The organism is Agarivorans sp. QJM3NY_33 (assembly GCF_050870865.2).
Lineage (GTDB): Bacteria > Pseudomonadota > Gammaproteobacteria > Enterobacterales > Celerinatantimonadaceae > Agarivorans.
Window position 1 is genome coordinate 2,858,795 of the sequence record NZ_CP194039.2, and the last position, 16,357, is coordinate 2,875,151.

A 16,357-nucleotide genomic window follows, 5' to 3' on the forward strand; every position below is an offset into this window, starting at 1 on the left:
AAATTGAGTAATTCACATACAATCCCTACGGGTTTCTTCACTAGAATCCCACCTGCCGTTTGATCAACAAAGAGAATTCAGGATGAACATTAGTCTTTCAGAAGCATTTGCTAAGAACTTTCTTGGTAATGCTCCTATATGGTATAAAAAAGCCATCGTTTTATTTCTTATTATCAATCCCATCGTCTTCTATATAAATCCCTTTATCGCTGGTTGGCTGTTAGTCACAGAATTCATTTTCACCTTAGCCATGGCCTTAAAATGCTACCCACTGCAACCGGGTGGTTTACTCGCAATCGAAGCGGTTGCCATTGGAATGACTTCAGCAGAAACAGTGAAGCATGAGCTAGTGGGGAATTTTGAAGTGGTTCTGCTACTTATATTTATGGTCGCAGGCATTTTCTTCATGAAGCAATTATTGCTATTCGTGTTTACCAAGCTACTCATAAAGATTAAAGATAAAGCCATTTTGTCTTTAGCCTTCTGTATTGCAGGTGCGTTTCTTTCCGCCTTTTTAGATGCGCTCACGGTGATAGCCGTAGTAATTAGCGTAGCGATTGGCTTTTACAGCATTTATCACAAAGTTGCCTCTGGAAAAGATTTTAACCAAAATCACGACCACACCAGCGATGATCTAAGTGGTGATGACTTAGAAGGGTTTCGCGCATTCTTACGTAGCTTAATGATGCATGCCGGTGTTGGGACCGCTCTTGGTGGCGTATGCACCATGGTTGGTGAACCACAAAACTTGATTATTGCCGATCAATCCAGCTGGCAATTCCTCGAGTTTTTCTTACGTATGGCCCCGGTTTCGATGCCTGTATTGGCCTTTGGCTTACTAACCTGCTTTTTATTAGAAAAAACCCACAAATTTGGTTACGGCCATACTTTGCCAGACAACGTACGACACATCCTTGAAGACTATGATCAATATGAAGACGAGCGACGCAATAACCGTGATCGAGCTAAATTAATCATTCAAGCTGTGATTGCGGTATGGTTAATCCTTGGTTTAGCGCTACATTTGGCCGCCGTTGGTTTAATCGGTTTGTCAGTAATTATTCTCGCCACTGCATTCAGCGGTATCATTGAAGAACATCAATTGGGTAAGGCCTTTGAAGAAGCCCTCCCCTTTACTGCATTACTCGCGGTATTCTTTTCGATTGTTGCTGTCATCATCGACTTAGATCTATTTAAACCCATCATTCATTGGGTGCTTTCCATTGAGAATGAGGGACAACTGGTTGCGTTCTACATTGCAAATGGCTTGTTGTCGATGGTCAGTGACAACGTATTTGTAGGCACCGTTTATATCAACGAAGTAAAATCTGCTTGGCTAGCGGGTGAAATAACTCGCGACCAATTTGATATGTTAGCGGTCGCCATTAATACCGGCACCAATCTCCCTTCTGTTGCGACCCCGAACGGTCAGGCTGCCTTTTTATTCTTACTCACCTCGTCGTTAGCGCCTTTACTGCGTTTGTCTTATGGGCGTATGGTATGGATGGCCCTGCCCTACACGATTGTTTTAGCTGGCATCGGTTTGTTATCGGTTGAGTTTGCACTTGTTCCCATGACTCAATATTTCTATGAACTAGGCTGGATTAGCCATCATGTTGCAAGCGCGGTATCGGCTGTTACTACTGGACATTAAACTGAAAAACGGCGATGCTTGCGTCGCCTTTTTGTAACTGGAGCTAATTGTTTATGTTCAGCTTTCTAAACCAAATGCCCTATCAACGCGGGCCTTGGTTATTGCTTTTTATTGGCGGCTTATCACTAGAGTTTTGCGCCCTCTATTTTCAACACGTTATGAAGTTAGATCCCTGCGTAATGTGTGTTTATGAGCGAGTAGCAATGCTTGGTTTAACTCTAGCAGGCTTATTTACCTGTATCGCTCCCAATTATTTATTGTTCCGCCTGACCGGATTTGCACTTTGGATCGCCAGTGCCGCTTGGGGCTTACAATTGGCACTCACTCACACTGATTACCAAATGAATCCGAGTCCATTTGCCACCTGTGACTTTTTTGCCAATTTCCCTGATTGGTTTAAATTAGATCAGTGGTTCCCTTGGATGTTTAATCCAACCGGATACTGTGATGAGATCGCTTGGATGTTTTTAGGCTGGTCGATGCCCCAGTGGCTAATTGCTATCTTTGCTGGTTTCCTCGCCTTGGGTATTGTGTTTTTTGTCCTACAATGGCGGAAAAAATAACCATCAGAAAACCAACTAAACCCGCATAGACGGGCTCCAAACGATGTCACTATTAGTTCAATTCAAAAAAGCCGATAACTTAAGCAATCGGCTTTTTTCACAATAAAAACCAATCATTATTCACATTCGTCAATTGGCCAACGAACAATATAGTTTTGTGAAGGGCCGTTTAATTGGGTCTCACATACCACCTTGCCACGTACCGAAGCACCGCGTTTATGCATTTCAGAATGCTTACCTGCATGAAGAAGAGGATGCCAAGCAGGCAAACTCTTACCTTCGATCAAACGTTTGTAAGCGCAGCTAGGGGGCAACCAGTGAAACACCTCGATATCATCGAGAGTGATTTTCACACAATCAGGAACCTTGGCAAAACGATGCTGATAATCGCTACATTGGCAACTTTTACTATTTAATAAGACACAAGCAATATTAGTAAAATATAACTCATCGGTGTCTTCATCAATTAATTTAGATAAACAACATTTACCACAGCCATCACACAAAGACTCCCACTCTTGGGCAGACATCTGCGCCAACGTTTTTGTTTCCCAAAACCGAACATCACTCACTTAAAACAACCTCTGTTGTGGCAGAAATTCCCGCCACCTTTATCACTAAATTATCAGCCTGATTTAATGGCCCAACACCAGCAGGCGTGCCGGTTAACAAAACGTCACCTGGTTGTAAGGTAAAACAACTAGAGGCTTCGCAAAGTAAACTAGACATGTCACGGATCATTTGTCCGGTTGAACCTTGCTGCTTAACCTGACCATTCTGCTCAAAGCTCAAAGCCACGTCTGCTAACTCATTTAAACCATTTATTGGCTTAAAGTAGCTAAGTACACAACTGCCATCAAACGCTTTTGCCCGCTCCCACGGATGCCCTTGCTTTTTCAACTCGGCCTGCTGGTCACGCAAGGTTAGATCTAACGCTGCAGCATAACCCCAAACCGCGGCATCAAGCTGCTCTGGTTTAGCATTCTTTAATGGTTTACTAATTAACAATGCCAGCTCTAGCTCATAGTGCACAGCACCACTTAGGCCAGCAATGACTAAGTGCTCGGTTAAGTTGACAAAGGCACTATTTGGCTTAATAAAAAACAGCGCTTGTTTCACCGGCTGGCCACCCATTTCTCGCATGTGAGCCAAGTAGTTTTGCCCGACACAAACGGCTTTATTCGCCGCCAGGGGCAAAACTCGTCCTTGTTCATCTATATGTTGATACATATTAAAACACCGGAGGATAAGAAATACGATCGGCTAAAGTACCGACAGCCGCCACGAAATAGTGTGAGCGATTCCACTTCATCAGTACTTCATAATTAGCGTAAGCCAAATAAGCTCGGCCGTGGGCATCATCTGGCTGAACAATTGACGCTTGGATGTCTCGTATCGGTAGATCGGCGCCATCATAACGGCGTACCCCTAAAGCCTGCCATTCACTCAAACTCTTTTTGGTCGCGAGGCCACTATATTTAGAATCAAAGCCTTTCGGTAACTGTACCTGACGTCCCCAAGTTAAATCATGATGCCAACCACTTTGAGCTAAATAATTTGCTGCGGAAGCTAAGGCATCGGCAGTATTATTCCAAATATCCTTATGACCATCGCCATCGAAGTCTTGCGCATAGTGTACAAATGAACTCGGCATAAATTGCACCTGGCCCATTGCTCCTGCCCAAGAACCTTTCATCTTCGCAGCGCTGATGTGCCCTTGCTGCAAAATGTCCAAAGCATGCATCAATTCTTTTTTAAAGAAAGCTTCACGGCGACCTTCATAGGACATAGTGGCTAAAGCCGAAACCACATTATAGTTACCAGTAAACTTACCAAAATTAGACTCTACCCCCCACAAAGCCACTATAAAGCGCGGCTGAACCGCATACTTTTTTTCCAACTGTTTGAGCAAAGGGTAATGCTTTTTGTAGAGGGCTCTCGCTTGTTGTACCTTCCAACTCGGTATTGCTCTAGGCAAATAAGTGTCTAAGGTTAACTTAAACTCGGGTTGTTGCTTATCGGCCTTCACTGCACGCGGGTAAAACTTAACGCCATCAAACGCCGCCTCAATGGTTGCTTGAGAGATCCCCCTTTCAGCCGCATCTATTTTCAATTGTTCAACATAAGCGTCGAAGCCAGGGTCAGCCTGAGCAGAAAAGGCCACAGAGAATAACAAACTTGCTAAAAATTTTTTCACTCACTTTCCTTCTTGGATAACTTGGCCTTGGCTTGTGCAGCTAAGTGCTGCTTAAGATAATTCTCAGGAGGCGGGGGAAGTTGTAAATAGTAACCCGGTTCTTTAAAAGCCAGCTCTAGCGACTCAATACTCACGCAGGAAAAGTCCTTAGTGGGTCGTTTGGGAACCAACATGACTAACTCTTTAGCCCCCATTAAAGCCACCAATGAATCGGGAACTTTAGAAAAATCGTCCTTCTTCTCAATATAAAGATAAGTTTGCTGTTTTTTGAGACTTTTATAGACTGCACAGAACATGAAAATGTTAGTATCCTAGGGGTTGATCGGGTTATGCTAAAACCCTGACTATATCAGAATATTTAGTGTGGCGTCATCGCTACAATACAAATGTAAAAAGGAATCTGCTGTTCATGTCCGGACAGGAAATAGAATTTAAAGGGACAAACTTCACCCTTTCTGTTGTTTACCTCGGAAAAAATGATTTAGAGTCGTTAAATAATAAGCTGATGGAGAAGGTCGCACAGGCCCCTCAGTTTTTTAATTGTGCGCCTATCGTTGTCAATGTGAGTGAAGTCGAAACAAATTTTGACTTCTTACAGTTGAAAGAAGTTGTTGAAACTCAAGATTTTGTCTTAGTTGGCGTCACTGGCTGTAGTCATAACGAGCAAAAAATTGCAGCTCGAGCCGCAGGTTTAGCTGTGATGACTAGCGGTGGACAGCAAGTTGCGGCGAAACCAGAGCCGAAGCAGGAACCACCTGCTGAAATCGTCACCCAAGCTCCAACGCCCCCTTGCAAAGTCGTCCGAGGTCAAATCCGCTCAGGGCAACAAATTTACGCACAAAACACAGATTTAGTTATTATTGGCTCAGTGGGTAATGGCGCAGAAGTAATTGCCGATGGCAACATTCATATTTATGGCGCTCTCCGTGGAAGAGCCATCGCTGGCGCCAGTGGTCGAAAAGATAGCAAAATATTCTGTCAAAATTTACAAGCTGAACTAATTTCTATTGCAGGCACTTATATGCTGCATGAACAAATTGGAGAGCACGCGAACTTGCCCCAGTGCATTCAAATAGAAAATCAGCAAATCGTATTTAATAATTTGGCTTAGCTGAATTAAGCAATTTATAAAGGAAAGATAATGGCTAAAATTATCGTCGTGACCTCCGGGAAGGGTGGCGTTGGGAAAACAACTTCCAGCGCCGCAATTGGAACAGGTCTCGCCATCAAAGGTTTTAAAACTGTAATCATCGATTTCGACATCGGTTTACGTAATCTTGATCTTATTATGGGATGTGAACGACGAGTCGTATACGACTTCGTGAACGTGATCAAAGGCGAAGCGAACCTCAGTCAATCATTGATTAAAGATAAACGCACCGAAAATCTATTTATTTTACCAGCATCGCAGACTCGTGATAAAGACGCGCTCACTAAAGAAGGCGTTCAGAAGGTATTAGAAGATTTAGCCACCCAAGATTTTGATTACATAGTCTGTGATTCCCCTGCAGGGATCGAAACTGGGGCGATTATGGCTCTGTACTTTGCTGATGAAGCGATTGTCACCACCAATCCAGAAGTTTCATCGGTACGCGATTCCGATCGGATCCTTGGCATGCTTGCTAGTAAATCACAACGTGCAGAACAAGGTAAAGAGCCAGTGAAAGAACATTTGCTACTCACCCGCTACCATCCAGAACGCGTGAATCGAGGTGACATGCTTAGTGTTGAAGATGTGCAAGACATATTGGCGATCCCCTTATTGGGAGTCATACCCGAATCGCCTGCGGTTCTCAAGGCATCAAACTCTGGTGAGCCAGTGATCCTTGATACCCAAAGTGACGCAGGTCTCGCCTACTCAGATGCAGTGGCCAGACTAATTGGCGAAACTGTCGACTTTCGTTTCCTAGAAGAACAGAAGAAAGGCTTATTTAGCCGTTTATTTGGAGGATAACAATGTCTCTTTTAGACTACTTTCGAACCTCAAAACAGTCTAAAACGGCGCAAACCGCCAAAGAACGACTGCAAATCATTGTCGCCCATGAACGTGGCCAACGCAGTGGCCCCGATTACTTGCCAGCGATGAAACAAGATATCATCGAAGTGATAAAAAAATACGTGGCCATCGAGTCCGATCAGGTCCAAGTCAGTCTTGATAATAAGAGCGATGACATCAGCGTATTAGAGCTTAACATCACGCTTCCTGAGCAACGTGACTAGCAAATAGCGGTTGGCGCCATCCCGTCAGCAACAAAGGTAACTTTGTTGCTGACGGTTGCATCTTCCATAACCAAGCTAGATACTGATTTAATACTTTTTTGCTGGCCAATACATCCTCAGGCAAACCTGACTCCTCTGCCACTTTGGTCACAACCAATTTCAGTGCTTGGATCTTTTGCTTGTAATCTGGATAGTCAACAATACGCTTGATCGCTTGAGGATAATCACTGGCCGTAAGCTGCTTTGCTTGATGCACTAACTTCAATAAACGATGTCCATGGATCCGCAACTCTTGTGCAGGTAAATTAAGTTGTTGTAATTGTTCCATATTGCTTGGCTGATAACGGGCTAAAGCCCATAAATTATCGCCATGCACCACGTTATTAATGGCTAAATCGCGACTCATCGCTTGTTTCATTCTCCAATCACTCAAAACTTTAAGTACTGCAAGTTGTTGAGGATTCAACTTCCAAGCATTCTTGATCTCTTTATAAGCATCTTCCGATTTATTCGCTTGTTGTTTTTGGGCAGCTAAGCGAGCACTTTCCTCTAAAGCCGCGTCATAACGATCCAGTTGTTCCAGCTGTTGCTTAATCTTAAGGTACGCTGGCAATAAATAAATAACGTCTAAAGCCGCATAATCTAATTGAGAGGCTCGCAACGGCCGCGCAAGCCAATCGGTGCGCGACTCTCCTTTATCCAATTGAATGCCTAACTCGGTATCAATAAACCGCTGATAGCCTAAGCTGATCCCATGACCGAGGAACGCCGCCCCCACCTGAGTATCAAACACCGACAGTCCAAACTGGCCACTAAGCCGCTGAATGATCTCTAAATCTTCACTAAAGGCATGCAAAACCCAATGATGCTTGGCTAGCGCCTGCCATAAGGGCTGCATATCTAAACTAAGCGGGTCGATGAGATAACAAGTCACACCATCATAAATCTGTAGTAAACCCAAATGTGCGTAGTAGGTCCTAGTTCGAACAAATTCAGTATCGAGGGCCAGTGTCAGAGGGGGCTGTTGATTTAAATAAGCTAACAGAGGCGCAAGTTGCGCCTCTGTATCGATCATTTCAAAGTTTGCGTCTGCCAAAATTGCGGCGTCCTAAGGGAAAACATCTAATTAGCCTTCATTTTACGGTTTATGCCTCGGCACGCAAGGCTCGACGTAAGATCTTACCGACATTTGTTTTCGGTAATTCGTCACGAAACTCAATTAACTTAGGAACTTTGTAGCCCGTTAACAACTCTCGACAATGAGACAACACTTGTTTTTCGGTTAGTGAATCATCTTTCTTAACAATGAAAACCTTCACGACTTCGCCACACACCTCGTTTGGTACGCCCACCGCAGCCACTTCGAGAACTTTCTGATTGCCAGCAATCACTGCTTCAATTTCGTTCGGGAAAACATTAAATCCTGAAACTAAAATCATATCTTTTTTCCGATCCACAATATGTAAAAAACCCTGTTGATCGATGGTCGCAATATCGCCGGTGGCAAACCAGCCTCCGGGCATGGCCTCTGCGGTCGCCTCTGGGCGCTGCCAATAGCCTCCCATTACCTGCGGGCCCTTCACTAAAATCTCCCCAGACTCTCCTTCGGCAACTTCTTCTCCCGCATCATTCACCAACTTAATATCGGTAGATGGCGCAGGTAAACCAATACTGCCGTTATAAGCCTCTAAATCGTAAGGACAAACCGTCACCAACGGCGCACACTCTGTTAATCCATAACCTTCTATAAGACGAGAACCAGTGACATTTTGCCAACGTTCAGCCACTGCACGCTGTACCGACATCCCACCGCCTAAAGATAATCTGAGCCGAGAAAAATCCAACTGAGCAAAGTTGGGATCATTCAATAAAGCATTGAATAAAGTATTCACTCCTGTAATTGCGGTGAACGGCACTTTTGCCAGTTCCTTCACAAAGGTAGGGATATCTCGTGGATTAGTAATCAAAAGATTTTGACAACCCAGCGCGAAAAAAACCATACAGTTAGCGGTTAACGCAAAGATATGGTATAGCGGCAAAGCTGTTACCACCACTTCCTTTCCTTCTCGCAGACAAGGGCCAACAATAGCCAAAGCCTGCAACAAGTTTGAGACCATATTGCAATGCGAAAGCATTGCCCCTTTGGCGACTCCTGTTGTGCCCCCTGTATATTGTAAGAAGGCTAAATCATCAGCAGAAAGCTCCGGTCGAACATACTGCAGATGCTCACCTTTCGCTAATACATAGCGCAAAGATTGCGCATGCGGCAAATGATACTTGGGTACCATTTTTTTAACGTACTTAATCACAAAATTAACTAACGTTCGTTTCGTTGCCGAAAGCTGGTCACCTAAACGACTCAGAATAACGTGTTCAACGCCAGTTTCATCGACAATTTCTTCGAGGATGTGGGCAAAATTAGACACAATCACAATCGCTTTTGCACCACTATCATTGAGCTGATGTTTCAGCTCACGCGGCGTATACAGGGGGTTGACATTCACCACCACCAAACCCGCACGTAACGCTCCGAATAAACAAATGGGATACTGCAACAAATTCGGCATCATCAGGGCCACCCGATCACCCTGTTTAAGTTGTAACTCTTGTTGCAAATAGGCGGCGAAAGCACGAGATTGCTGCTCTAGCTTGCGATAGGTAAGCACCTGCCCCATATTAATAAACGCAACTCTATCGGCATGCCTAGTGACACCCTCTTCAAATGCATCGAGCAGCGTTTGATAACGCGAAGAGTCTATTTCTGCAGGCACATCCTTGGGGTATCGATTTAACCAAACCTTATCCACGCAGCTCTCCTAAACATTTATATTCCATTAATTATAATTTACCAATTTGGCTTATTGTGAATTTAATAATGCACTGACTCAACGAGCCAATTAGAGTCGACGCGCCAAATTTCAAACGATTGTTTCACGGCAACCTTGGAATAACAATATTTTAACAATATGGAAATGAATTTAGATCGAAAACAGTGAAGCAGTTCAAACAATCGTTTGAATATAGTTGGTCATCAATGCTGCGCAAGCCGCAGAGTTTTGCATATGTAAATGATGGCCGCCGACCAATTCAACTATAGATAATTGGCTAAACCAAGTTTGTCGCTGACGGATAAATTCGGCGCTCAGCAAAGGATGTTCTTGTGCCGCAATCAACAAACAGGGTCGTTGAATTGACTGACAAATTTGTTTTGCTTGCGACTCACTAAAGCGCAGGGGAGAGCTCAATTTCAGCTTGGGATCATGTCGCCAATACCATAAACCCTGGCTCTGCTTGGTGGCTCTGGTAACTAACAGCCGACTATTTTCCCGACTCAAACCATTGCTTCTTGCCCGCAATCTAATCGCCTGATTTAAGTCCGTAAACCCCCTGACCGACATCGATCGATGGCGTTGACGAATAGCGTCTGCCAGATGAGTCGTCGTATTTGAGATCGGCAAACTCAAAGGCCCCAACCCGTCTATCGCAATCAGTGCCAGTAAACCTTCCCCAAAAGCGGCAGCATAAGTACTCGCCACCAAAGCACCTAAAGAATGGCCCACCAAGATAATAGGCTTGTTTAAATTCAATTCGCTTAAAGCGCTAAATAGATCATCCACATAGTCAACAAAATGATAGTGACCTTGGCGATGTGGTGAGTGACCATGGCCGGGGAAATCAAGAGCAATACAATGATAATCAGGGAGCGACTGGAGCAGAGGAATAAAACTGGCGGCATTGTCCATCCAGCCATGAAGCATCACCAAGCAAAATGGGCTATCTGCGGTTTGCTCAAGGTAACAAAGTTGGCTTATTGGTAACTGTGATTCAATCAACATGCTGACGAGTATGTACTAGGCTAAGCGAACAAATCGATGCCAAACATCTCATTCACTTGCTGACGTTTGAGTTGATTCGCGACATCCTGATAATGAGACACAGCGTGATCAGCACTGCCTTGAGCATGCTCATAACGTAGTTTTTCAACGCTTTGTTCATCCATTCCCGCCCAAGGTACCACGCCTTTAGTGGCTTTCGTTGCCACACTGAGTTCGGTGCCCGCGACTCGTTGCTGAGTTTTCGATTGCTGCGGTATGGGCTGGCCAAGGCCCTGTATTTTCACGCTCATCGTCCTTTTGTTTAAACTCTACCGGGAAGCTTCTGCCAAGTGACTTTATCGCGAAGATAAACCGGTTCGGCTTTCTCTGCACTCACAAGGCAGCGATTGGCAAATGCCCACTGCGCATATACAAGCATATCTCGTGCCGAAGGGTAAAGTATTGAATCGAGTCGCTCCGCGCCAGAAAATTGACCCGATAATAAAGTTTGATAAGTTTGCCAGCCAGTTCCGACAGCGGCTCCCGGTGTATCGCTCGACGTCATCAACTCAGGCTTAATCACCTGCTCTTCTCCTGCTAACACCATTAAACCATCGCTGAGTTGGTATTGGCCCCAATAAATTTCCCCCATACGCGCATCAATAGCAGCATAACAAGTTTGAGACAGATGTTGCTGATAAGCGGCTTGCGCCATCGCCTGTAAAGTGGAGACCGCGATCATCGGCTTATCGGCACCAAAGGCTAAGCCCTGCGCCGTAGCGACACCAATTCGTACTCCCGTAAAACTGCCTGGACCACGACCAAAGGCAATAGCATCAAGCTGTTTCAGGCTCGCGCCAGCCGCTGCTAATATTTGCTCGACAAAAGGCAAAATCTTTTGTGTGTGATCTCGAGGGCTGTATTCTTGCTGACTATAAATTTGTCCCTGCCATTGCAAGGCGACGGAACAATTTTCAGTCGATGTATCTAAAGCGAGTATATTTGCTGTCATGTTTCCTCAGCGTTATTTTTTACAAATTCTAAAACTTTTGACAGTTCTCTGGTTCGGGGCATAGCCGGTAGGCTGCTAATAAACAAGGCACCATAATCACGGTTTACCAAGCGATTATCGCAGATAATCACCACGCCATGATCCGCTTGGGTACGTATCAATCGCCCCACGCCTTGCTTAAGGCTTATCACGGCTTGCGGCAAATATACCTGACGAAAAGGATCTCCGCCACGTAAACGACAATCCTCACTTTTCGCTTTCAATAGGGGATCATCGGGAGCTGCAAACGGTAGTTTATCGATAATGACACAAGACAGTGCCTTCCCTGGAACGTCAACCCCTTCCCAGAAAGTGCTAGTGGCAACCAACACCGCGTGGCCATCGGTGACAAATTGGCTAAGCAACTCTTGTTTACCAGCCTCGCCCTGCACCAATACCAATAATTCGGTACGCTGACGTAGCTCCGTCGCAACCTTTTGGATCATCCGATGACTGGTACACAAGAAGAAACATCGACCTTGATTAGCTTCTATCACTGGGGCTAATTGATCTAACATGAGCTGTTCTGAATTATGTTGTTTGGTTTCGGGAAGATAACGAGGCACACATAATAAGGCCTGCTTCTGATAATCAAAGGGGCTATCCAATAACATACTCTCTGCATCGCTCAAGCCCATTTGAGTTTGAAAATGCTCAAAGTTACCATCAACTGCAAGCGTTGCAGAGGTAAAGATCCAGGCCGCTTCGCGTTGTTTAACTTCATTCATAAAACGTTCAGCAATATTGAGCGGGGTAATGTTTAAGGTAAAATGTAAGCGAGACGTTTCGTACCAATAGCTATAGCCCGTTTTATCGACGTCCATCACCTTCTCAAATAACAAACGCATTCTCGCTAAACGCTCAAAGCAACTATCCGCAAGCTCACAACGAGACAGCGCTAACTTTAACACTTGATAAACAAAATCCATGTCTTCATGCAAATGACGCATCATTTCAGCAAAGCGGCTTTGTTTAGCCAATGGACGCCACTCGCCTCTATCACGCAAGCCTTCGAAGGCTAGTCGGCACTCTCGAATGCGTTGTTCCAACTTCTTAGCCGCTTTGGACAACTGCGCCATGTCACGCAATTCGGTTTTATAGCTCAGCTCGATGTCTTTGCATAAATCTAAGATCTGCCGACTGGAAAAATGCTGACCAAAATAGCTGGCTGCAATATCAGGCAGCTGATGTGCTTCATCGAAGATAAAGGCATCGGCTTCAGGGATCAATTCACCAAATCCGGTTTCTTTTACCACCATATCGGCAAAAAACAAATGATGATTCACCACCACTAAATCTGCTTCTAGCGCTCGGTTTCGTGCCTTCACTAAATAACAGTCTTTATAAGATGGGCAATCACGGCCAAGACAATTATCATTGCTGCTGGTAATCAGAGGAAATACATCGGAGCGCTCAGCAACCGGACCTAAATCACCAATATCTCCAGATTCACTGCCCTGCGCCCAGCGCTTAATTTTCACTAACTCGGCCAAGGTTTGGCGATCTTGACCGCTACTGTAGTGCGAAAAGCTATTTAGCCGTTCAATGCACAAGTAATTGGAACGTCCTTTTAATAAAGCCACCGATTTAGCGTAAGCCAAAGCCTTTTGCATTTTTGGTAAGTCTTTATTAAACAGCTGGTCTTGTAAGGCTTTGCTTCCGGTGCTGATGACTATTTTTTTGCCGCTGTCCATCGCCGGAACTAAATAAGCGTAGGTTTTACCAGTGCCGGTCCCCGCTTCAACCAACAGACTGGTGCGTTGCTTAATCGTTGCAGAAACAGATTCAGCCATTTGCTGCTGTTGGGGACGAGGTGAAAACCCTGGGATGGCTTGAGAGAGCAGTCCGTCGTTGGTAAAGTAGTGCTGTTTCAATCTAAATTCCGGTAGGCAATAGTCGCCGCAACTATACCAGCCCACAAACCCTAGACCAAACCTTGAGACAAAAATGTTAGTCAAGGAGACAGCTTCGGACTCATTTTACTGCCCAAATCCCTTAACGTTTACACCGCGATAACAGAGCATGGCCGCAAGCAATATCCAATAAAACCGTATACGCTAGGTCGCCGTAAGTCGAATTGAGCTGAATAAAAATCACACTCGTAGCTAAGCCGTCTCTAAACAAACAGATCAATATCATGCTGTTCATCCTCGTCAGGTTTTTTCTTATGCTGACTTGGCACGGCTTGGGATTTAGGCCGAACTTGGATGTCGTTATGGGCCGATAACTTGCTTTTCTTTTCCACCTTCGTGGTACGCAATGGTGGCTTTTGGCCATCAGGCTTCGCCAGCGGCCTTGGCAAAATGGGTAAAATCGCATCTTGGCTCACGATCGTTCTCCTATAGACGCTCTCCACCTAATTATCGGCTATTTTTTGCACAACTTGAACTGTTTAGCAAAAACTGCGGAAAAAAGGTTGCAATTTAGCGCTAGCTTGGTAACTTTATGGGCAGAATTTGCCACAAAGGCAAACTAACGTTGACAGGAACGTAACATGATTTTTAACCAAATGAAGCATCACCACCACCATCATCCAGAGTAAGCTTCAGGCGGTTATCTGCTGGGAGCTTATGAATAGCTTCCGGTGGTAGAATATAAAATATTGTAAACCCCCGGAAGGTAATCCTCCCGGGGGTTTTTTAGTTTTATAATTAGGGACATAAACATGACAGAGCAAAAACGACTACGCATCGCCATCCAAAAATCCGGACGCTTAAGCGATGATTCTCAGGCACTATTAAGAAGCTGCGGGATGAAGATCAACCTTCGTCAACAACGCCTGATTGCCCACTCTGAAAACATGCCCGTCGACTTGTTACGGGTTCGTGATGACGATATTCCGGGCTTAGTCATGGATGGCGTGGTCGATTTTGGCATCGTGGGGGAAAACGTACTTGAAGAAGAAACCATGCTACGTAGTGCTAAAGATGAGCCTACCGACTGCGAAGTATTAAAACGTTTAGACTTTGGCGATTGCCGTTTCTCCATCGCAGTGGCTGAAGAATTTGACTACACTGGCCCACAATGCCTGGCCAATAAACGCATCGCTACCAGCTACCCTGGGATCTTAAAACGCTACTTAGACCAACAAGGCGTCCCCTTCTCAACTTGTATGTTAGCCGGCTCTGTTGAAGTAGCCACTCGTGCAGGACTCGCCGATGCCATCTGTGACTTAGTCTCAACTGGTGCCACTCTTGAAGCCAATGGCTTAAAAGAAGTCGAAGTGATTTACCGTTCTCAAGCCGTACTAATTAAGTCTAAAAACAAACTCAGTGACGAACACCAAACACTATTAGACAAGCTATTACTGCGCATGCAAGGCACCATGGAAGCCAAAGAAAGCAAATACATCATGTTGCATGCACCGAAGACCCATCTCGAGCAAATCGTTGACCTACTGCCAGGCAGCGAGCATCCCACCGTATTAGCCTTAGCCGGCGATGAAGAGAAGGTGGCACTCCATGTGGTCAGTACCGAGAATTTATTCTGGGAAACCATGGAGAAGTTAAAAGCCTTAGGAGCGAGCTCTATTTTAGTCATGCCAATCGAGAAAATGTTGAGATAAAAGCCATGCAAACGGTCATTTGGAATCGCTTAACTACCGAACAACAGCAACAAGTCTTATCGCGGCCAGCGGTCAATAGCTCGCAAGATACTGCCGCGATTGTCAGCGACGTGATCAATACTGTGCGTCGCCAAGGTGACCAAGCGTTAATTGCGCTTGCCGCTAAGTTTGACAAGACCACGCTGTCGCAAGTTCGTGTGAGCCAGCAGCAAATCGATGCTGCTGGAGATAATTTAAGTACAGAGTTTAAAAGCGCCGTCGCCCAAGCGAAGGCCAATATCGAAGTATTTCACCAAGCACAAAAGCCGCAAGGCTTTAGTCTGGAAACCCAAGCAGGGGTGCGCTGCGAAATGCACTACGCCGCCATTGCTCAAGTCGGTTTGTATGTTCCGGGCGGCACCGCGCCACTGCCCTCTACGGTATTAATGTTGGCCATTCCAGCCCAAATAGCTGGTTGTAAAAAGGTAGTGCTCTGCTCACCGCCGCCGATTGCACCAGAAATTCTATACACCGCCAAACTGTGTGGTGTTGACGAAATCTATTCAGCTGGCGGCGCACAAGCGATTGCCGCGATGGCCTATGGCACCGAGAGCGTGGCTAAGGTCGACAAAATTTTTGGCCCCGGCAATGCCTTTGTGACTCAAGCCAAGCAACAAGTAAATACCGACCACGCCGGCGCCGCCATCGACATGCCCGCTGGCCCCTCGGAAGTGTTGGTGATTGCTGACGAACAAGCGAACCCCGCTTTTGTTGCCGCCGACTTACTGTCACAAGCAGAGCACGGGCCCGATTCGCAAGTGATTTTGGTGACCACCTCTGAGGCGCAAGCCGCAGCAGTGAATCAAGAGTTAACACGTCAACTTAGCTTGCTCAGTCGAACTAATATTGCCGATCAAGCCTTATCGCACAGCACTGCGATTGTGGTCGACGATTTACAACAAGCGGTTCAAGTGAATAATCTTTATGGCCCCGAGCACCTGATTGTACAGACCGAGCAAGCTCGCCAGCTATTACCCCAGTTAGAAAATGCCGGCAGCATCTTCTTGGGTGAGTGGACGCCAGAATCGGTGGGTGACTATGCCAGTGGCACCAATCACACCTTGCCAACCTACGGTTATACCCGGACTTATTCAAGCTTAGGTACCTTAGATTTTATGAAGCGCTTCACTGTTCAAGAATTAACTCAACAAGGCTTAAAAGACTTAAGCGCCGCTGTCGTACCGATTGCCGACGCTGAGGGGCTCGATGCCCACCGCCGCGCCGTAACTATCCGTTTAGGTGAGGAGCAATAA

18 protein-coding genes and 1 other annotated feature are annotated in these 16,357 nt (G+C 45.5%); of the genes, 7 read left to right on the forward strand and 11 right to left on the reverse strand.

What is annotated here, in order from left to right:
* Positions 1-82: 82 nt before the first annotated feature.
* Positions 83-1,654, forward strand: a complete 1,572-nt coding sequence (gene nhaB, locus ACRRSY_RS12855) for a sodium/proton antiporter NhaB (RefSeq protein ID WP_432452819.1) — start codon at positions 83-85, stop codon at positions 1,652-1,654.
* A 53-nt stretch (positions 1,655-1,707) separates the two neighbouring features.
* The gene (gene dsbB / locus ACRRSY_RS12860) at positions 1,708-2,217 is read left to right on the forward strand and encodes a disulfide bond formation protein DsbB (RefSeq protein ID WP_432463345.1); all 510 of its coding nucleotides are present in this window, start codon (positions 1,708-1,710) and stop codon (positions 2,215-2,217) included.
* Positions 2,218-2,333: 116 nt separating this feature from the next.
* On the opposite strand, the gene ACRRSY_RS12865 is transcribed toward dsbB, so the two are convergent.
* From ACRRSY_RS12865 to ACRRSY_RS12880, 4 genes are read right to left on the reverse strand one after another with little or no spacing between them, the layout of a single operon-like run.
* The gene (locus ACRRSY_RS12865; protein WP_432469379.1) at positions 2,334-2,747 is read right to left on the reverse strand and encodes a YcgN family cysteine cluster protein; all 414 of its coding nucleotides are present in this window, start codon (positions 2,745-2,747) and stop codon (positions 2,334-2,336) included.
* A gap of 34 nt (positions 2,748-2,781) precedes the next feature.
* Positions 2,782-3,447, reverse strand: a complete 666-nt coding sequence (locus tag ACRRSY_RS12870) for a fumarylacetoacetate hydrolase family protein (protein ID WP_432452816.1) — start codon at positions 3,445-3,447, stop codon at positions 2,782-2,784.
* A gap of 1 nt (position 3,448) precedes the next feature.
* Complete coding sequence (locus tag ACRRSY_RS12875; RefSeq protein ID WP_432452815.1) at positions 3,449-4,414, reverse strand: lytic murein transglycosylase; 966 nt, start codon at positions 4,412-4,414, stop codon at positions 3,449-3,451.
* Positions 4,411-4,710, reverse strand: coding sequence for a YcgL domain-containing protein (locus tag ACRRSY_RS12880; protein ID WP_432459529.1), 300 nt, complete (start codon positions 4,708-4,710; stop codon positions 4,411-4,413). The genes ACRRSY_RS12875 and ACRRSY_RS12880 overlap by 4 nt, the downstream gene beginning before the upstream one ends.
* Before the next feature lie 113 nt (positions 4,711-4,823).
* Here ACRRSY_RS12880 and minC point away from each other — a divergent pair, with 113 nt between their 5' ends.
* From minC to minE, 3 genes are read left to right on the forward strand one after another with little or no spacing between them, the layout of a single operon-like run.
* Positions 4,824-5,525 carry a septum site-determining protein MinC gene (gene minC, locus ACRRSY_RS12885; RefSeq protein WP_432459530.1) on the forward strand — a complete coding sequence of 234 codons (702 nt, stop codon included), beginning with the start codon at positions 4,824-4,826 and terminating at the stop codon, positions 5,523-5,525.
* Positions 5,526-5,555: 30 nt separating this feature from the next.
* On the forward strand, positions 5,556-6,368 hold the full coding sequence (minD, locus tag ACRRSY_RS12890) for a septum site-determining protein MinD (protein WP_432452810.1): 813 nt from the start codon (positions 5,556-5,558) through the stop codon (positions 6,366-6,368).
* A gap of 2 nt (positions 6,369-6,370) precedes the next feature.
* A complete protein-coding gene (gene minE / locus ACRRSY_RS12895; RefSeq protein ID WP_432452809.1) occupies positions 6,371-6,634 on the forward strand; it encodes a cell division topological specificity factor MinE in 264 nt (87 codons plus the stop codon).
* Here the strand turns inward: minE and rnd are convergent.
* The 7 genes from rnd to ACRRSY_RS12930 form a co-directional block, all read right to left on the reverse strand.
* Positions 6,609-7,730 (reverse strand): ribonuclease D, encoded by a 1,122-nt coding sequence (gene rnd, locus ACRRSY_RS12900; protein WP_432459531.1) that lies wholly within the window; start codon positions 7,728-7,730, stop codon positions 6,609-6,611. The genes minE and rnd overlap by 26 nt on opposite strands.
* 49 nt (positions 7,731-7,779) lie before the next feature.
* Entirely contained in the window at positions 7,780-9,441 is a 1,662-nt protein-coding gene (fadD, locus tag ACRRSY_RS12905) for a long-chain-fatty-acid--CoA ligase FadD (protein WP_432459532.1), read from the reverse strand.
* 195 nt (positions 9,442-9,636) lie between these two features.
* A complete protein-coding gene (locus ACRRSY_RS12910) occupies positions 9,637-10,470 on the reverse strand; it encodes an alpha/beta fold hydrolase (protein ID WP_432459533.1) in 834 nt (277 codons plus the stop codon).
* Positions 10,471-10,490: 20 nt separating this feature from the next.
* Positions 10,491-10,754 carry a hypothetical protein gene (locus tag ACRRSY_RS12915; protein WP_432452805.1) on the reverse strand — a complete coding sequence of 88 codons (264 nt, stop codon included), beginning with the start codon at positions 10,752-10,754 and terminating at the stop codon, positions 10,491-10,493.
* A 17-nt stretch (positions 10,755-10,771) separates the two neighbouring features.
* Entirely contained in the window at positions 10,772-11,461 is a 690-nt protein-coding gene (gene tsaB, locus ACRRSY_RS12920; protein WP_432459534.1) for a tRNA (adenosine(37)-N6)-threonylcarbamoyltransferase complex dimerization subunit type 1 TsaB, read from the reverse strand.
* Positions 11,458-13,374, reverse strand: a complete 1,917-nt coding sequence (locus ACRRSY_RS12925; RefSeq protein ID WP_432459535.1) for an ATP-dependent DNA helicase — start codon at positions 13,372-13,374, stop codon at positions 11,458-11,460. The genes tsaB and ACRRSY_RS12925 overlap by 4 nt, the downstream gene beginning before the upstream one ends.
* A gap of 242 nt (positions 13,375-13,616) precedes the next feature.
* A complete protein-coding gene (locus ACRRSY_RS12930; protein ID WP_432452802.1) occupies positions 13,617-13,829 on the reverse strand; it encodes a hypothetical protein in 213 nt (70 codons plus the stop codon).
* Positions 13,830-14,017: 188 nt separating this feature from the next.
* Positions 14,018-14,144, forward strand: a sequence feature (His leader region).
* A 21-nt stretch (positions 14,145-14,165) separates the two neighbouring features.
* Between ACRRSY_RS12930 and hisG the strand changes: the two genes are divergently transcribed.
* Positions 14,166-15,065 (forward strand): ATP phosphoribosyltransferase, encoded by a 900-nt coding sequence (gene hisG / locus ACRRSY_RS12935; RefSeq protein WP_432452801.1) that lies wholly within the window; start codon positions 14,166-14,168, stop codon positions 15,063-15,065.
* Positions 15,066-15,070: 5 nt separating this feature from the next.
* Positions 15,071-16,357, forward strand: coding sequence for a histidinol dehydrogenase (gene hisD, locus ACRRSY_RS12940; RefSeq protein WP_432463346.1), 1,287 nt, complete (start codon positions 15,071-15,073; stop codon positions 16,355-16,357).